Source organism: Streptomyces sp. NBC_00878 (assembly GCF_026341515.1).
Taxonomy (GTDB): Bacteria; Actinomycetota; Actinomycetes; order Streptomycetales; family Streptomycetaceae; genus Streptomyces.
This window is the reverse complement of record NZ_JAPEOK010000001.1, coordinates 7,089,443-7,105,999: the sequence shown is the minus strand read 5'-3', so window position 1 is coordinate 7,105,999 and position 16,557 is coordinate 7,089,443. Positions and strand designations below refer to the sequence as shown.

General features: G+C 71.6%; 12 protein-coding genes. 11 read left to right on the top strand and 1 reads right to left on the bottom strand.

Translation table 11 applies throughout. The features are described from left to right. Positions 1-3 precede the first annotated feature (3 nt). The 10 genes from OHA11_RS30830 (at position 4) to OHA11_RS30785 (ending at position 14,636) form a co-directional block, all read left to right on the top strand. A complete protein-coding gene (locus OHA11_RS30830) occupies positions 4-921 on the top strand; it encodes a carbohydrate ABC transporter permease (RefSeq protein ID WP_266502024.1) in 918 nt (305 codons plus the stop codon). A 1-nt stretch (position 922) separates the two neighbouring features. Beyond that, a complete protein-coding gene (locus tag OHA11_RS30825; RefSeq protein WP_266502023.1) occupies positions 923-2,188 on the top strand; it encodes a 6-phospho-beta-glucosidase in 1,266 nt (421 codons plus the stop codon). Further along, a complete protein-coding gene (locus OHA11_RS30820) occupies positions 2,179-3,153 on the top strand; it encodes an N-acetylglucosamine kinase (protein ID WP_266502022.1) in 975 nt (324 codons plus the stop codon). The genes OHA11_RS30825 and OHA11_RS30820 overlap by 10 nt, the downstream gene beginning before the upstream one ends. Positions 3,154-3,380: 227 nt before the next feature. Beyond that, positions 3,381-4,838 carry a hypothetical protein gene (locus OHA11_RS30815; RefSeq protein WP_266502021.1) on the top strand — a complete coding sequence of 486 codons (1,458 nt, stop codon included), beginning with the start codon at positions 3,381-3,383 and terminating at the stop codon, positions 4,836-4,838. A gap of 14 nt (positions 4,839-4,852) precedes the next feature. Beyond that, positions 4,853-5,866 carry a glutamate ABC transporter substrate-binding protein gene (locus tag OHA11_RS30810; RefSeq protein WP_266502020.1) on the top strand — a complete coding sequence of 338 codons (1,014 nt, stop codon included), beginning with the start codon at positions 4,853-4,855 and terminating at the stop codon, positions 5,864-5,866. A 120-nt stretch (positions 5,867-5,986) separates the two neighbouring features. Then, on the top strand, positions 5,987-7,318 hold the full coding sequence (locus OHA11_RS30805; RefSeq protein WP_266502019.1) for a hypothetical protein: 1,332 nt from the start codon (positions 5,987-5,989) through the stop codon (positions 7,316-7,318). Positions 7,319-7,330: 12 nt separating this feature from the next. Then, on the top strand, positions 7,331-10,129 hold the full coding sequence (locus tag OHA11_RS30800; protein WP_266502018.1) for a serine/threonine-protein kinase: 2,799 nt from the start codon (positions 7,331-7,333) through the stop codon (positions 10,127-10,129). Beyond that, positions 10,130-11,614 (top strand): PP2C family serine/threonine-protein phosphatase, encoded by a 1,485-nt coding sequence (locus OHA11_RS30795; RefSeq protein WP_266502017.1) that lies wholly within the window; start codon positions 10,130-10,132, stop codon positions 11,612-11,614. Between the two features lie 139 nt (positions 11,615-11,753). Further along, on the top strand, positions 11,754-13,100 hold the full coding sequence (locus tag OHA11_RS30790) for a VWA domain-containing protein (RefSeq protein ID WP_266502015.1): 1,347 nt from the start codon (positions 11,754-11,756) through the stop codon (positions 13,098-13,100). Between the two features lie 159 nt (positions 13,101-13,259). Then, the gene (locus OHA11_RS30785; RefSeq protein WP_266502014.1) at positions 13,260-14,636 is read left to right on the top strand and encodes an FHA domain-containing protein; all 1,377 of its coding nucleotides are present in this window, start codon (positions 13,260-13,262) and stop codon (positions 14,634-14,636) included. Positions 14,637-14,817: 181 nt separating this feature from the next. Here OHA11_RS30785 and OHA11_RS30780 read toward each other — a convergent pair whose 3' ends face one another. Continuing rightward, complete coding sequence (locus tag OHA11_RS30780; RefSeq protein ID WP_266502013.1) at positions 14,818-15,807, bottom strand: methyltransferase domain-containing protein; 990 nt, start codon at positions 15,805-15,807, stop codon at positions 14,818-14,820. A gap of 229 nt (positions 15,808-16,036) precedes the next feature. On the opposite strand from OHA11_RS30780, the gene OHA11_RS30775 reads away from it, so the two are divergent. Continuing rightward, positions 16,037-16,450 carry a globin gene (locus OHA11_RS30775; protein ID WP_266502011.1) on the top strand — a complete coding sequence of 138 codons (414 nt, stop codon included), beginning with the start codon at positions 16,037-16,039 and terminating at the stop codon, positions 16,448-16,450. The last annotated feature ends 107 nt before the right edge of the window (positions 16,451-16,557 follow it).

Genomic DNA, 16,557 nt, shown 5'->3' with positions numbered 1-16,557 from the left:
CCCATGACCCAAGCAACCGCAACGCAACCACTGGACAGGCCCGCGGAGTCGGGGACGCCGGGTGCACCTGTCACGCCCGCCGAGCGGACCGCCCGCCGCAAGGCCCTGCTCGAATGGATCGCCGTGCACGCGCTCGGCGTCGCGGCGGCGCTGTTCTTCGTGCTCCCCTTCGTGTTCGTCGTCCTCACCTCCCTGATGAGCGACAGCCAGACGCTCACCAGGGACCTGGTCCCGGACACCTGGGAGTGGGGCAACTACGCGAAGGTCTTCGACACGCCCGGCTTCCTCACCTGGTGGAAGAACACCCTTCTGTACGCGGGCCTCGGCACCGCCTTGACGGTGGTGTCGTCCGTCCCGGTGGCGTACGCGCTCGCCAAGTTCCGCTTCCGTGGCCGGAACCTGTCGTTGATGCTGGTCATCTCCATGATGATGCTGCCGCCGCAGGTCATCATCATCCCGATGTACCTGTTCTGGGCGAAGCAGCTGGATCTGTCGGGCACGCTGTGGCCGCTGATCATCCCGATGGCGTTCGGGGACGCGTTCTCCATCTTCCTGCTGCGGCAGTTCCTGATGACGATCCCGAACGAGTACATCGACGCGGCGAAGGTCGACGGCTGCGGCGACCTGCGGACCCTGCTGAAGGTCGTCCTGCCGATGGCCAAACCCGGCATCGCCGCCGTCGCGCTCTTCCAGTTCTTCTACGCCTGGAACGACTACTTCGGACCGCAGATCTACGCGTCCGAGAACCCCGGCGCCTGGACCCTGAGCTACGGCCTGGAGTCCTTCAAGGGCGCCCACCACACCGACTGGAATCTGACCATGGCCGCGACCGTCCTGGTCATGGCCCCCGTGATCCTCGTGTTCTTCTTCGCGCAGAAGGCGTTCGTCGAGGGCGTCACGCTCACCGGAGTGAAAGGCTGACATGAAGCTCGCAGTAGTGGGCGGTGGCTCCACCTACACCCCTGAACTCATCGACGGGTTCGCGAGGTTGAGGGACACCCTGCCCATCGAGGAGCTGGTCCTCGTCGACCCCGCCCTCGACCGTCTGGAGCTCGTCGGCGGTCTGGCCCGGCGCATCTTCGCCAAGCAGGGGCACCCCGGGCGCGTCACCACGACCGACGACCTCGACGCGGGTGTCGAGGGCGCCGACGCGGTGCTGCTCCAGCTCCGCGTCGGCGGGCAGGCCGCCCGCAACGAGGACGAGACCTGGCCGCTGGAGTGCGGCTGTGTCGGCCAGGAGACGACCGGCGCCGGCGGCCTCGCCAAGGCGCTGCGCACGGTCCCGGTGGTGCTCGACATCGCCGAGCGGGTACGGCGTGCCAACCCGGACGCCTGGATCATCGACTTCACCAACCCCGTCGGCATCGTGACCCGCGCCCTGCTCCAGGCCGGTCACAAAGCGGTCGGACTGTGCAACGTGGCGATCGGATTCCAGCGGAGGTTCGCCGGAATGCTCGGCGTCAACCCCACCGATGTGCACCTCAACCATGTGGGCCTCAACCACCTCACCTGGGAAACCGGTGTGCGCCTCGGCGGCCCCGAGGGCGAGAACCTCCTGCCGAAGCTGCTCGCCGAGCACGGCGACGCCCTCGCCGACACCCTGCGCATGCCGCGCGACATCCTCGACCGGCTGGGCGTCGTGCCCTCCTACTACCTGCGCTACTTCTACGCCCACGACGAGGTCGTACGGGAGCTGGGGACGAAGCCGTCGCGGGCCGCGGAAGTGGCTGAGATGGAACGGGAGTTGCTGAAGATGTACGGCGACCCGGAGCTCGACGAGAAGCCGGAGCTGCTCGCCAAGAGAGGCGGGGCGTACTACTCCGAGGCTGCCGTCGACCTCGCCGCGTCGCTGCTGGGCGGGGGCGGGAGCACCTACCAGGTGGTGAACACCTACAACCGCGGGACGCTGCCGTTCCTGCCCGACGACGCCGTGATCGAGGTGCAGGCGGCGGTCGGGCACGCGGGGGCGACTCCGCTGCCGGTGGGCCCGGTGGACCCGCTGTACGCGGGGCTGATGGCGAACGTCACCGCCTACGAGGACCTGGCCCTGGAGGCCGCGCTGCGCGGGGGGCGCGAGCGGGTGTTCCGGGCGCTGCTCGCGCACCCCCTGGTGGGCCAGTACGCGTATGCCGAGGGCCTCACCGACCGGCTGATCGCGCACAACCGGGAGCACCTCGCGTGGGCATGACCGCGGCCGTCCTCGCCGTCGACGCGGGGAACAGCAAGACCGACGTCGCGGTCGTGGCGGGCGACGGGAGTGTGCTCGCCACGGCACGGGCCGGCGGGTTCCGGCCGCCCGTCGTCGGCATCCGGGAGGCGGTCGACACGGTCGCGGGTGCCGTCGGCCGGGCCTTCGCCGCGGCGGGCGTCGACTCCGTGGAGCATGTCTCCGCGTGTATGGCCAACGCCGATCTGCCCGTGGAGGAGGAGCAGTTGGCGGCCGCGCTGCACGCGCGCGCGTGGGGGACGACGGTGGAGGTCCGCAACGACACCTTCGCGATCCTGCGGGCCGGTGTCGAGGAGCCGCGCGGAGTGGCCGTGGTGTGCGGCGCGGGCATCAACTGCGTGGGCATGCGGCCCGACGGCCGGGTCGCCCGCTTCCCCGCCCTGGGCCGTATCTCCGGTGACTGGGGCGGCGGCTGGGGCCTCTCCGAGGAGGCCGTGTGGCACGGGGCGCGGGCCGAGGACGGGCGGGGCGGTCCGACCGCGCTGGCCCGTACGCTGCCCGCGCACTTCGGCCTCGGCTCCATGTACGCGCTGATCGAGGCCTTCCACCTGGGACACATCGAGCACGCGCGGCGCCACGAGCTGACGCCGGTCCTCTTCGCCACGGCGGCGGACGGCGACCCGGTCGCCCGCGCGCTCGTCGACCGGCTCGCGGACGAGGTCACCGCCATGTCGGTCGTCGCCCTGACCCGTCTCGACCTGCTCGACGAGGAGACCCCGGTCCTGCTCGGCGGCGGTGTCCTGGCCGCCCGCCACCCCCAACTCGACGACCGGATAAGGGAACTGCTGGCCGAGCGCGCCCCCAAGGCCGTACCCCGTGTCGTCACCGCGCGGCCGGTCCTCGGTTCCGCCCTCCTCGGACTCGACCACGAGGCTGCCCCGGCCTCGGCGCACGCCCGCGTACGGGAGTTTTACGAGAGGGACTGAGCGTGCCGGGAACCGAACAGTTCGAGTTGGCGTATTCATGAACAGGGGTGGTAGGGGATCTTCGTCGCGCTGCTGTCCGGGCATGGCCTTGCTGCAATCCGAACAAGATCGAGTCAAGGCCTGTGCGGATGTCAGTCCCGGCGGCGATACTTGCGGCCGTGGACCTCTTCCCGCGCTTCCTGGCGCCCGGGCGGAGGTGACCGGCCGATGACCATGGGGGAGGTCACGTGACATATCAGCAGAAGGGCGGTGCGGCGCCACCGGGTGCGCCCGCGCCCACGATGCCGGCGGTGCCGCCGCAGGCTCCGCCGCCCGGGCCGCAGGGCCGGTCCACCGTGCCCGACACCGGGCCTCCCCGGCGCACGGCGTGGGCGGAGGGCGTCGACCAGCTGCGTGCCGCAGCGACCACCGAGCCCGGGCGGCTGCGCATCATCGGCGCCGTGCTCGCCCTCCTCGTCGTCACGTTCGGCGCGGTCACCGCCTGGCAGATGACGGAGCGTTCGGCCGCCGCGGACGACGTGCTGCACAGCAGCCAGCCGCTGAGCGCCGACGCGGCCGACATCTACCGCTCCCTCGCCGACGCCAACACGGCGGCGTCCAGCGGCTTCCTCGCGGGCGGCCAGGAGACGAAGGCGTCCCGCGACCTCTATGAGCGGGACATCGACAACGCGGCGGAGAAGCTGGTCACCGCGGCGGCCAACTCGGAACCCGGCTCCGCCTCCGAGAAGACCATCACCAAGCTGAACAGGATGCTGCCCGAGTACAAGGGCCTGGTGGAGCGCGCCCGGGCCAACAACCGCCAGGGCTTCCCCCTCGGCGGCGCCTACCTCCGGTACGCGAACTCGAAGATGCAGGTGATGCTCACCGACGCCGAGCGTCTCTACACGGTGGAGAACCAGCGCCTGCGCGCCGACTACGACAACGCGACGCCCTACCCGTGGATCGCGATCGGCGCCGGCGTCCTCGCCATCGGCGGCCTCGCCTGGGCCCAGCACCGCAACTACCGGCGGACGAACCGCGTGCTGAACCACGGCCTGGTCGCCGCCACCGCCGCCTCCACGGTCGTCCTGCTGTGGCTGGTCGTCGGCCACAGCGTCGCCCGCGCCGGACTGAACGACTCGTACGACAACGCGGTCCGCTCGCTGACCACGCTGAACGACGCCCGGATCGCCTCGCTCAAGGCCCGGGGCAACGAGAACCTCACGCTGGTCGCCCGCGGCGCGGAGACCATGAAGCTGGGCACGGGCGACGACGCCCCGGTCGTGGACGTGTACGACCACGACTACGAGCGGCAGATGAAGGACCTCACCGCGAAGCTGGCCGCCGCCCAGGACCTCGCCGACAACAGCGCGGGGGTGAAGCCCGTCGAGGCCGCGACGGCCAACATGAAGGTCTGGAAGGAACGGCACAAGGAAGCCCGCGCGGAGGACAACCTGGGCAACTACCAGGGCGCGCTCGACAGGGTGATCGGCACACCGGACAAGAAGCCGACGGGCGAGTGCTTCGAGAACGTCGACACGGCCCTGGCCGCAGGGATCGAGCACGAGGAGGCGGAGTTCAAGCAGGCCGCCGGAGACGGTAGGGGCGCGATGAACGGCCTCGTGGTGGGCGCCGCGGTGCTGGCGGTGCTGGCCGCCGCCGGCGCGGTGCTCGGCATCGGGCGCAGGCTGTCGGAGTACCGGTGAGAGGGGGCATGACGATGAACGCACGGCGTTTGCGAGCCAGTCTGAGGGGCTGGGGCGGGGTGGGCGCGATGGCGGTCGTCTGCGCCCTCGCGGCGGTGTTCGCGCTGCTGCTCCCGGTGACCCAGACCCGCGAGGACGGCAACAAGGACATCGACGGCCAGGGGGTGGCCCAAGGCGAGCAGGCGAAGGCCGAGGACTGCGTGGACCCCGAGAAGCAGAGCCTGTCGCCGGACTCCGGCACCCAGGACGGTGCGACGGTCCAGAAGATCAAGGTGAAGGGCTATCTGACGGTCGGCGTCGACCAGAACAGCTACCGCTTTGGCTACCGCGACCCGAACAGCACGTCGACGTCCGCCCAGTTGGAGGGTTTCGACATCGACCTCGTGCACGCGATCGCGGACCAGATCGTCGGCAAGAAGAAGAACAACGTCCACTTCCAGGCCATCCCGACCAGCGAGCGCATCCGGGCGATCCAGGAGGGGAAGGTCGACATGGTGGTACGCACCATGACGATCAACTGCAAGCGGCTGGAGGACGTCGCCTTCTCGTCGCCCTACTTCGAGACCGGGCAGCAGGTGCTCGCCCCGAAGAAGTCGGACATCACCGGGTACGACAAGTCGCTGGCCGGCAAGCGGATCTGCTCGGCGTCGGGCTCGATCGCCCTCGAGAAACTGGAAGCGGACCTGGAGAGCGGCGTCATCCCCAAGTCCGCCGACATCAGCACCATCGTGCCGAACCAACTCGACTGCCTGGTGAGGCTGCAGCTCGGTGAGGTCGACGCCGTGGTCACCGACGGCGCGCTCGCCGCGAGCCAGGCCGCGCAGGACCCGACGGTCCAGCTCAAGGGCGAGCCGTTCACGGACGAGTACTACGGCGTGGCGATGAACAAGAAAGCCCCCGACCTGATACGCCGGGTCAACCAGATCCTGGTGGACTACCGCAAGGCCGACTGGCAGAAGTCGTACAACACCTGGCTCGCCGGGACGCTCGGCGAGAGCGGCGGGCCGCCCCCGGTCCAGTACAAGTAGCCGAAATGTTCCGGTAGTTCCTCATCCAGTTCTTCCAGTTCTTCCAGTTCTCCCAAGTTCTTCCAGTTCTTCATCGAGACCGAGCAGACACCGCAGGCACCACGAAACGAGGGGTGATCGATGGGCGACACGGGACCCTCCGGGCCGGTGATGGACCGGGACGAGGTGGACCGTGCGCTGGCGCGGCTCGGCGCGGAGCACGAGGCCATCGAGACCTCGCTCCTCGCCCTCCAGGACCACGCGGGCCGCAGACTCCTCGAAGGCGCCGAGCTCACGGGTACGACCAAGGAGCGCTGGCAGGCCGCCGAGGCGTCGATCACCTTGCTGTGGGCGTACTTCGACGCGTACGCCGACGCGCTGCGCTCCGCGCGGGAGATCCGCTCGCGCAGACGCTGGTCGAACCGCGAGGACCTCGTGGAGCTGACGGAGCTGCTGCGCGGCGAGAGCGTCACGGTGGCCGGCAGCGCGTCCGCCACGGCTTCCGCGCCCACGATGGCGGGCACGGGCAAGCTCAGCGAGCGCTTCACCCTCGCCGAACTCGTGGAGCGGATGAACGAGTTGTACGCGACCTCGCTGGACATGGTCGTCACGGCCGACGCCGTGTGGTCGGCGCTGCCCGCCCGGATCGATTTACTGTCCGCGGAGTTGCAGCGCACCCGCCAGCTCGCGCACTCCGTGGGCGTACGGCCCGGGGAACACCCCTCGGGCGACGACCTGGAGCGGATCACGCGCACGCTGACCTCGCTGCGTGAGCAGGTGGTGTCCGACCCGCTGGCCTTCTGGAAGCCCGCGCAGGGCAGCTCGGCGCCGGGTGGCGGGCGCCCCGACACCACGCGCTACGACCGCGAGGCGCGCGCCCTGGAGGACGTGCGCCGCGAGATCGACGCCGTACTCACCGTGCGGCAGGACGCGGAGGCGCGGCTCGTGCGGCTGCGGGACGTGCTGAGCCGCGCGGACCGCACGCTCGCCGAGGCGCGCAGCGCCCGCGGCGAGGTCCTCGCGAAGATCGCCGCGTCCGAGGTGCCCGCGGTGAGCGGCCCGCCGACCGCGCTGCAGGAACAGCTGGCGACGGCCGCCGAGTACCGCAGGCACGCCCAGTGGCACCGCCTCTCACCGCTCCTGGAGTCCCTGGAGGCGAAGGCCGACGACGAACTGCTGCGCGCCCGCGAGTCGTTGACCGCGGTCACCCAGCCGCTCGCGGTCCGCGCCGAGCTGCGCGGCCGCCTCGACGCGTACAAGGCGAAGGTCGCCCGGCACGGCTTCGCCGAGGACCCGCTGCTGGTGGAGCGGTACGACGCGGCGCGCCGCATGCTGTGGAGCGCGCCCTGCGACCTGCGCGTGGCGGAACAGGCGGTGCTGCGCTACCAGCACGCGGCGGCGGAACTGCTGGTGCCCAGGGTCCCCGGGCACGGGGGACCACAGGACCAAAGGGGGCCCTCGCGTGAGCGATAAGGGGGATACGGCATGAGTCAGCAGAACGTCAACACCGAAGCGAGTGAGCCGAGTCAGCAGCGACCGTGCCAACGGCCCGGCTGCTCCGGGTCGTACGAGGACATGGGCGGCGGTGAACTGTACTGCGACACCTGCGGTCTGGCCCCGGTCGTCTCGTCCGGGGGTCCCTCCTCCGGGGGAGGCATGGTGAGCTCCCCGCCGACCGGGATCACCGGGGGCGGCAGGAGCGGTTCGCGGGGCTCGGGCAGCGCGAGTTCGCGCTCCAGCTCCCGCGCCTCCTCCCGTGCCTCGTCGCGGTCCTCCCAGTCGCGGCGCTCGGTGTCGGGCCGTCTCTCGCGCTCCGTGTCGGGCCGGACCACGGGCCGCTCGGTGTCGGTGCGCAGCTCCGGCTCGACCGCCGGGTCCTCGGGGCGCGGCCGGCTCGGCGTCGGCCTGGTGGAGGTCCCGGACGTACCGCGGCCCGACCCGCGCGCGATGATCCAGGAGAACCCCGAGGTCCCCGAGCGCAAGCGGTTCTGCTCGCGCTCCGACTGCGGTGCGCCGGTGGGGCGTTCACGCGGCGAGCGGCCGGGCCGTACGGAGGGGTTCTGCACCAAGTGCGGCCACCCGTACTCGTTCGTGCCGAAGCTGCAGACCGGCGACATCGTGCACGGCCAGTACGAGGTCGTGGGCTGCCTCGCGCACGGCGGGCTCGGCTGGGTCTATCTCGCCGTCGACCGCGCGGTGTCCGACCGCTGGGTGGTCCTCAAGGGCCTCCTCGACACGGGCGACCAGGACGCGATGGAGGCCGCGATCTCCGAGCGCCGCTTCCTCGCCGAGATCGAGCACGCCAACATCGTGCGGATCTACAACTTCGTGGAGCACCTCGACCAGCGCACGGGTTCGCTGGACGGGTACATCGTCATGGAGTATGTCGGCGGCAAGTCCCTCAAGGAGATCGCCAACGGCCGCCGCACCGCGGCCGGAAAGCGCGACCCGCTGCCGGTGGAGCAGGCCTGCGCGTACGGCATCGAGGCGCTCGAAGCCCTCGGCCATCTGCACAGCCGCAACCTCCTGTACTGCGACTTCAAGGTCGACAACGCGATACAGACCGAGGACCAGCTCAAGCTGATCGACATGGGCGCGGTGCGCAGGATGGACGACGACGAGTCGGCCATCTACGGCACGGTCGGCTACCAGGCGCCGGAGGTCGCCGACGTCGGCCCGTCGGTCGCCTCGGACCTCTACACGGTCGCCCGCACACTGGCGGTCCTGACCTTCGACTTCCAGGGCTACACGAACGTCTTCGTGGACTCCCTGCCCGACCCCGACCACATCGAGGTCTTCCGCACGTACGAGTCCTTCTACCGGCTCCTCGTGCGCGCGACCGACCCCGACCCGGCCCGCCGGTTCGCCTCCGCACAGGAGATGGCCGAGCAGCTCACGGGTGTGCTGCGCGAGGTCGTCTCCGTACAGACGGGCCGCGCCCGGCCCGCGCTGTCCACGCTGTTCGGATCCGAACTGAAGGTCACGGACACGGAGTTGTTCGGCAGACTGGACGGCCAGGTGTCGCGGCTGGGGCTGCGGACCGATCCCGTACGGGGGAAGAAGGGCGCACCCGCGCTGACGGCCGGGACGAACGGGACGGGCGGTACGAACGCGACGGACGGTACGAGTGGTACGAGCGGGACCGCCGGGGTGAACGGCATACCGGCGGCCCTCCCGTCGGCCTCCGCGCTGCCTCCCGCCTTTCCGGCCCCTCCCGCGTTTCCGGCCCCTCCCGCCTCTCCGGCTTCCCTCGTCAAGCCGCTGAACACGGCCGCCGCGGCCCTGGCGCTGCCGGTGCCGCGGGTGGACCCGGGCGACCCGAACGCCGGGTTCCTGGCCGGGCTCATGGCGTCCGCGCCGGCCGAGCTGATCACCGCGCTGCACGCGGCGCCCACCGGTTCCCTGGAGCTGCGGCTGCGCGAGCTGCGGGCGCGCCTGGAGATGGGCGAACTCGACCACGCCACCAGGACACTCGAAGCCCTGGAGGCAGACCATCCCGACGACTGGCGGGTGGTCTGGTACCGGGGCGTGGCGGCGCTCGCGACCGGGGACCACGAGGTCGCGGCGGTGTCCTTCGACGCGATCTACGACGCGTTCCCCGGTGAGCCCGCTCCCAAGCTGGCCCTCGGCCTGTGCGCGGAGGTCCTCGGGCAGTTGGACAACGCCGCCGAGTACTACCGCCTGGTGTGGACCACCGACCCGAGCTATGTGAGCTCCGCGTTCGGCCTGGCCCGCGTCCAGCTGGCGGCGGGCGACCGCCGTGGCTCCGTACGGACGCTGGAGTCGGTGCCGGAGGCGTCGATCCACTACACGGCGGCCCGGGTCGCCGCCGTACGGGCGCGGCTTCGGCAGCGGCTGGCCGGGACGGCCCCGACCCCGCCTCCTCCCGGAGCACTGGGCACACCGGGCACACCGGGTGCACCTGGCGGGCCGGGGCTGCCCGGTGCGGGAGTTCCCGACACCCCTTTCCTGGACGACCTGACCTCGGCAGCCGCCCAGGTCGAGGCACTGGACGGGTACGGTCTGGACGCGGTGCGCCGGGAGCAGTTGTCCACAGAGGTCCTCGGCTGCGCCCTGGACTGGGTACTCTCCGGTAGCCAGGGTTCCGCCCCGCCCAACACCGGGGCGCGGACCGTACTGCTCGGCAGTGACCTGGACGAGCGGGGCCTGCGCTTCGGTCTGGAGCGCTCGTACCGGACACTGGCCCGGCTCGCCCAGCGTGGCGAGGAGAGGATCGATCTGGTGGAGCGCGCCAACCGCTACCGCCCCCGGACGTGGGTGTAATTGATGTCGCAGATGCCCCAACTGGCCGCCTGCCCCAGCTGCGAGGAGCCGCTGGAGTCGGGGGACCGTTTCTGCGGTGCGTGCGGGTACGACCTGTCGGCCGTACCCGCGCCGCCGGACGACAACCCCACGGTCGCCATGAACGGCGCGACGTCCCGGCCCCCCGCGGCCGCGGCGTCCGTGGACTGGCCGGTCGCCCCGGAGGTGGACACCTCGGACACACCCGCGCCCGTGGTCCTGCCGACGGACATCGACGGCCGCGAGTCGGACGGCTCCGACAGCCCCGGCGTACGGTTCGACCGGCGCGCGCAGCCGCAGCCGTCGTCGCCGCCCGCCGCACCACCACCGCCGTCCCCCGCGGCACCGCCGTTGCCGTCCCCCACGCAGCCGCCGGGGCCCGCCGCACAGGCGGCAGCGCAGACGGCAGCCCAAACGCCCGCGCAGACGTCCGCCCAAACGTCCGCGCAGGCGTCCGCGGAACCGGACGAGTACCCGCTCGCCGCACCGCTGCCGCCCGAGGCGCCGCCCGCCGATCCGCGGACGGCCGATCTCGCGACGCCCGCCGCGGGCACAAAGGTCTGTGTGGCCTGCCGCGCCGGCCAGGTCGACCGGGACGGCTACTGCGAGAACTGCGGGCACGCGCAGCCGCGCGAACGCGACCACATGGAGCAGGAGCTGAGCGCGGTGGCCGCGGTCAGCGACCGGGGTCTGCGCCACCACCGCAACGAGGACGCGTTCACCGTGTCCTCGACCGCGCTGTCCGACGGTTCGCCCGCGGTCCTCGCGATCGTCTGCGACGGCGTGTCCTCGGCGACCCGTCCCGACGAGGCCTCGCTGGCCGCCTCCCGCGCGGCCAACGAGTCCCTCCTGGCGGCCCTGCCGCTCGGCACGCACCCGCAGCAGGCCATGCACGACGCGATCCTCGCGGCCTCGGATGCCGTCAACTCCCTCGCGGACCGCGTCACTGAGGCCCACGAGCACCAGCCGCATGTGAACGCGCCGGCCTGCACGCTCGTCGGCGCCATCGTCACCCCCAGCCTGCTGATCGTCGGCTGGGTCGGCGACAGCCGCGTCTACTGGGTGCCCGTGGACCGGACGTCTCCCCCGGCCCGGCTCACCGAGGACGACTCCTGGGCCGCCCAGATGGTCGCCGCGGGCCTGATGAACGAGGCGGAGGCGTACGCGGACCAGCGCGCCCACGCCATCACGGGCTGGCTCGGGGCGGACGCGTACGAACTGGAGCCGCACACCGCTTCCTTCAAGCCGGACCGGCCGGGTGTAGTGGTGGTGTGCACCGACGGACTGTGGAACTACGCGGAGGCGGCCGAGGAGATGGCCGAGGTCGTCCCGCCCGACGCCGCGGACCGGCCACTGCACAGCGCCCAGGTCCTGGTGGGTCACGCCCTGGACGGCGGGGGCCACGACAACGTAACAGTGGCCGTCCTGCCGTTCCCCGCGCCGTCGCAGGGGGCAGGATCGGCCTGAGGCCGAAGCGGTACGAAACGACATCGACATCGCTACCGGCATCGTCACCGGCCTCGGCACGGCCAGGACCGGAGGGGACCGGTCCGTCTACCGACATCACCCACGCCTTGTGGGAGTCCTGAGGGGGAGCAGAGAAGGCATGGCCAATTTCTCGAAGTCGAACGTGCCGCAGTTCTCGGTGGACGTGTACCAGAACGAGTACCTGCCCGAGGGCGGCCGCGAGGTCAGCGCGATCGTCACGGTGACCTCGACCGGCGGCGGCACGGTGGGCAGTGCCGCCGCGGCACCCCACCTCTACACGCCCGGTCAGGGCCCGGACGCGGCCGTGGCGATCATGGTCGACTGTTCGGGGTCCATGGACTACCCGCCGACGAAGATGCGGGGCGCCCGGGACGCGACGGCCGCCGCGATCGACGCCGTACGCGACGGGGTGCACTTCGCGGTGATCGGCGGGACGCATGTGGCCAAGGAGGTCTATCCGGGCGGTGGCCGGCTCGCCGTCGCCGACGCGCAGACCCGTGAGCAGGCCAAGCAGGCGCTGCGTAAGCTGAGCGCGGGCGGCGGCACGGCGATCGGCACCTGGCTGCGGCTGGCCGACCGGCTGCTGTCCTCGGCGGACGTCGCCATCCGGCACGGCATCGTGCTCACCGACGGCCGCAACGAACACGAGTCGGCCGAGGACCTCAAGGCCGCGCTGGACGCCTGCGCGGGCCGGTTCACCGCCGACGCGCGGGGCGTCGGCACGGACTGGGAGGTCAAGGAGGTCACCCAGATCGCGTCCGCGCTGCTCGGCACCGCCGACATCGTCGCCGACCCGGCGGGCCTGTCCGCCGACTTCACGCAGATGATGGAGACGGCGATGGGCAAGGAGGTCGCGGACGTCGCGCTGCGGCTGTGGACCCCGGTCGGCACGTCGATCAAGTTCGTGAAACAGGTCGCGCCCACGGTCGAGGAGCTGACCGGCCGCCGCACGGAGGCGGGCCCGCGCGCCGGGGACTACCCCACCGGTTCCTGGGGAGACGAGTCCCGTGACTACCACGTGTGCGTCGAGGTCCCCGAGGCCGACCTCGGCCAGGAGATGCTGGCCGCCCGCGTCTCCCTGGTGATCCCGCAGGGCGACGGCACCGCCCAGTCCCTGGGCGCCCAGGGACTCGTACGGGCCGTGTGGACCGATGACATGGCGGCGTCCACGTCGATCAATCCGCAGGTCGCGCACTACACGGGTCAGGCGGAACTGGCACAAGTCATCCAACAAGGACTGGATGCCCGCAAAGCTGGGGATATCGACGGGGCAACGGCCAAGCTGGGACGTGCCGTTCAGCTCGCCAGCGCTTCCGGAAACGCGGATACGGCGAAACTGCTTTCGAAGGTGGTGGACGTGGTCGACGCCGCGGCAGGTACTGTGCGATTGAAGGCGAAGGTCGCGGAGGCCGATGAGATGACTCTCGAGACACGGTCCACAAAGACTGTTCGTGTAAAGAAGTAGAAACGAAGCAGAGCGGTACGCACACGGTTGCGAGCAAACAGCGACCAACAGGCAGTAGCCAACAGACAATAACCAGCAGGCAGTAACCAGCAGTACGCAAGCGGTTTGCACGCATTGCGGTCCTTCGTGGGCCGGAACAGGAGAGGGGGAAGCGCCGACATGCCGACCTGCCCGAACGGACACCAGTCGGGTTCCGACGACTGGTGCGAGGTCTGCGGTCACCGCATGGCCGGTGCCGTGCCCCCGCCACCTCCACCGCCGCCCCCGGCGGCCGGTTACGGCTATCCGCCGCCCGGTTCTCCGCCGCCGCCCGGCCAGGGCGGCCGCCCCCACCTGTCCGCGGTGCCCGACCCGGCGCCCTCGGCCGAGCTCTGCCCGCAGTGCCGTACCCCGCGTGAGGGCGGGGCACCGTTCTGCGAGGAGTGCCGGTGGAACTTCCTGACGAACACCGCGACCTCGTACACCCCGGCCGCGCCGCGTCCTCCGGGGCCCGGCGGCGGCTTCAATCCTGGTCCAGGTCCAGGTCCAGGTCCTGGTGGACAGAACCCGGCGCTGCAGTTCCAGCAGCAGCCGCCCGGACAGCCCGGTGGCGGCCCCGGCGGGTACGACTACCAGGGCTCGCGCCCCTCGCAGATGAACCGGCCCGCCGAGCCGATCCCGCCGTACGGCGAGAACCCCTCGGGCTTCCCCGGTGACCCGTCGCGACCGGTACCGCCGCCTCCCGGGCCTGGCGGCACGGGACCCGGTGGACCTGGCGGACCTGGTGGATACCCCGGTCCCGGCGGACCCGGCGGACAGGGTGGCCCCGGCGGCCAGAACGGCCTCGGTGGATACCCGGGTCCCGGCGGCCCTCCCGGCCCCGGTGGTCCCGGTGCTCCGCAGGGATACCAGCAGTCCGGTCCGCCCGCTCCGCCCGGATACCCGCAGGAGACCGGGCACCCTCAGGGCCCCGGCGGGCCGTCCTTCGGCGGCGGCGAGGACGACTGGGTGCTCCCGCCCCCGTCGACCGGTGCGCCCGGTGGCCCCGGCGGTCACGGCGGCCCTCCCGGCCAGGACGGCGGCTACGGCTACCCGCAGCCCGGCTCGACCCAGGCACCCCCCGGCTACCAGCAACAACAGCAACAGCAACCGCTGTCGTGGAACATCACGATCGGACCCGACCGTGAGTACTTCATGGCGATGATGCAGCGCTCGGGCCCGGAGGCAGCGGGCCTGAACCTGCCCGCCTACTCGCCCGAGCAGCAGCGCCCGCTCACCGGCAACCAGATCACCATCGGCCGCCGCCGTCACTCCACGGGCGAGTCCCCGGACATCGACCTGGCGGTACCGCCGGAGGACCCGGGCGTCTCGCACCAGCACGCGGTCCTCGTCCAGCAGCCCGACGGCAGCTGGGCGGTCGTCGACCAGAACTCCACGAACGGCACCACGGTCAACGGCGCCGAGGAGCCCATCCAGCCCTTCGTCCCCGTACCGCTGCAGGACGGCGACCGGGTGCACGTGGGGGCGTGGACGACGATCACGGTCCGACGGGGTTAGACAGAACCAGGCCCCGTAAGGGGCGCGGGGCTGTGACATGTGCGGCTCCGCCGCGATGGGGGTCCCCCCGCTCATGGGGGTCCCCCGATCGAGCGAAGCCGAGAGTCGGGGAGAAGCCGAGAGTGGGGGAGCGCCCAGCCCTCACCGGCCCGCAGCCGACGAACCGCGCAACCAGCGGAGCTCACGGCAGCGGCCAGGCGTACGGCCCCGCGGGGTCGTCCAGCCACGCCCACACGCGGCCGCCGCCGACCGTGATCCCGTACCGCTCGCGCGGCGGCTGCCCCTCGCGCTCCCAGATCCCGTACGCCTCCTGCGGGTCGAGGCGGCCGGCCGTCAGGGTCAGCAGGAACCGGAACAGCTCATGGTTCCGGGTGCGCCGCGGCAGCCCCGCCAGGTCCGTGTCCAGGAGTTCGGGATCGCGCCGGTCGCCTCCGCGCAGGGGCACGAAGTAGGCGGCCGTGTGCAGGAAGCGGCCCTCGGCGTACCCGGAGTCGCGTACGCGCAGGGCGATGAGGCCGGTGGCGAACGGCGCGAGGATCCGGGCGCCCGGGGCGCACTGGCCCAGCCAGGCGCGCGGGATCGAGCTCAGCGTGCAGGTCACGATGATCCGGTCGAAGGGGGCGCGCTCCGGACAGCCGCGCGCCCCGTCGCCGGTGACGACGACGGGGTGGTGGCCGGAGAGGGCCAGGTGCTGCCGGGCGGACTCCGTGATCTCCGGGTCCAGGTCGACCGTGGTGACCAGCTCGTCGCCCAGCCGGTGCGCGAGCAGGGCCGCGTTGTAGCCGGTGCCCGCACCGATCTCCAGGACCGCGTCGCCGTCCCGTACCTCCAGCTCGGCCAGCATCTTCGCCATCAGGGACGGCTGGCTGCTGGACGACAGCAGCTCGCCGTCACGCACCCTGGTGGCCAGCGGGGCGTCCGCGTACGCGCCGCGCACCCAGTTCTCGCGCCTGCGCGGGCTGGGGTCCTCGCCCCACCTGCGCTCGTAACCGCCGCCGAGCGCGCCGACGTAGTAGTACGGCACGAAGAGGTGACGCGGGACGCTCTCGAAGGCCTCCCGCCAGACCGGGTCCGTGGCCCAGGCCCCGCTCGCGTCGATCTCGCGCACCAGCGCCGCCCGCGCCGTGACGGCGAGGTCGTCGAGACCGTGGTCGATGGCGTGCGCGCCCATACCCGGCTCTCTCCGCAAAGCGCCCATCGTGCCTCCCGGGTCGTGCTACGTTTTTGACGCCCTTATGGGCCGGTTCGGGCTGGACCGCAACCTCCGGGTTGGAAGCCCCCGTCATGGGAGCGAAGTCACACCTCCACTGTGCTGCGATAAAGCCACGGAGGCGAGCGCCCAGCGCTCGATCGCGGGAGTGGGGGCCTTGGCCCCCGCTCCAAGGGCGCGGTCTGAGACCATGGACGACGTGAAAGAGATTCCGCGCGGCACGCTTCAGGAGCAGACCTTCTACGAGCAGGTCGGCGGCGAGGAGACCTTCCGGCGTCTGGTGCACCGGTTCTACGAGGGTGTCGCCGAGGACCCGCTGCTGCGGCCGATGTACCCCGAGGAGGACCTGGGACCGGCCGAGGAGCGCTTCACCCTGTTCCTGATCCAGTACTGGGGCGGCCCGACCACGTACAGCGAGAACCGCGGCCACCCCCGGCTGCGGATGCGGCACGCCCCGTTCGCCGTCGACCGCGCGGCGCACGACGCCTGGCTGAAGCACATGCGGGTCGCCGTCGACGAGCTCGGCCTCTCCGAGGAGCACGAGCACACGCTGTGGAGCTACCTGACGTACGCGGCGGCGTCGATGGTGAACACGGAGGGCTGAAACCCGTCGCTGACGCGCGGATTCCGGTCGCTCGTCGCCGGATTCCGGTCACGATCCGGTCAAGCCCCGTTCACAAGCGCTTACCCGGAGCCCGCCCGCTCTGACAA

Coding starts and splice junctions, on each gene's coding strand:
- OHA11_RS30825 (WP_266502023.1), top strand. CDS start 923: ATGAAGCTCGCAGTAGTGGGCGGTGGCTCCACCTACACCCCTGAACTC.
- OHA11_RS30805 (WP_266502019.1), top strand. CDS start 5,987: ATGGGCGACACGGGACCCTCCGGGCCGGTGATGGACCGGGACGAGGTG.
- OHA11_RS30800 (WP_266502018.1), top strand. CDS start 7,331: ATGAGTCAGCAGAACGTCAACACCGAAGCGAGTGAGCCGAGTCAGCAG.
- OHA11_RS30780 (WP_266502013.1), bottom strand. CDS start 15,807: ATGGGCGCGCACGCCATCGACCACGGTCTCGACGACCTCGCCGTCACG.
- OHA11_RS30785 (WP_266502014.1), top strand. CDS start 13,260: ATGCCGACCTGCCCGAACGGACACCAGTCGGGTTCCGACGACTGGTGC.
- OHA11_RS30830 (WP_266502024.1), top strand. CDS start 4: ATGACCCAAGCAACCGCAACGCAACCACTGGACAGGCCCGCGGAGTCG.
- OHA11_RS30775 (WP_266502011.1), top strand. CDS start 16,037: ATGGACGACGTGAAAGAGATTCCGCGCGGCACGCTTCAGGAGCAGACC.
- OHA11_RS30790 (WP_266502015.1), top strand. CDS start 11,754: ATGGCCAATTTCTCGAAGTCGAACGTGCCGCAGTTCTCGGTGGACGTG.
- OHA11_RS30810 (WP_266502020.1), top strand. CDS start 4,853: ATGAACGCACGGCGTTTGCGAGCCAGTCTGAGGGGCTGGGGCGGGGTG.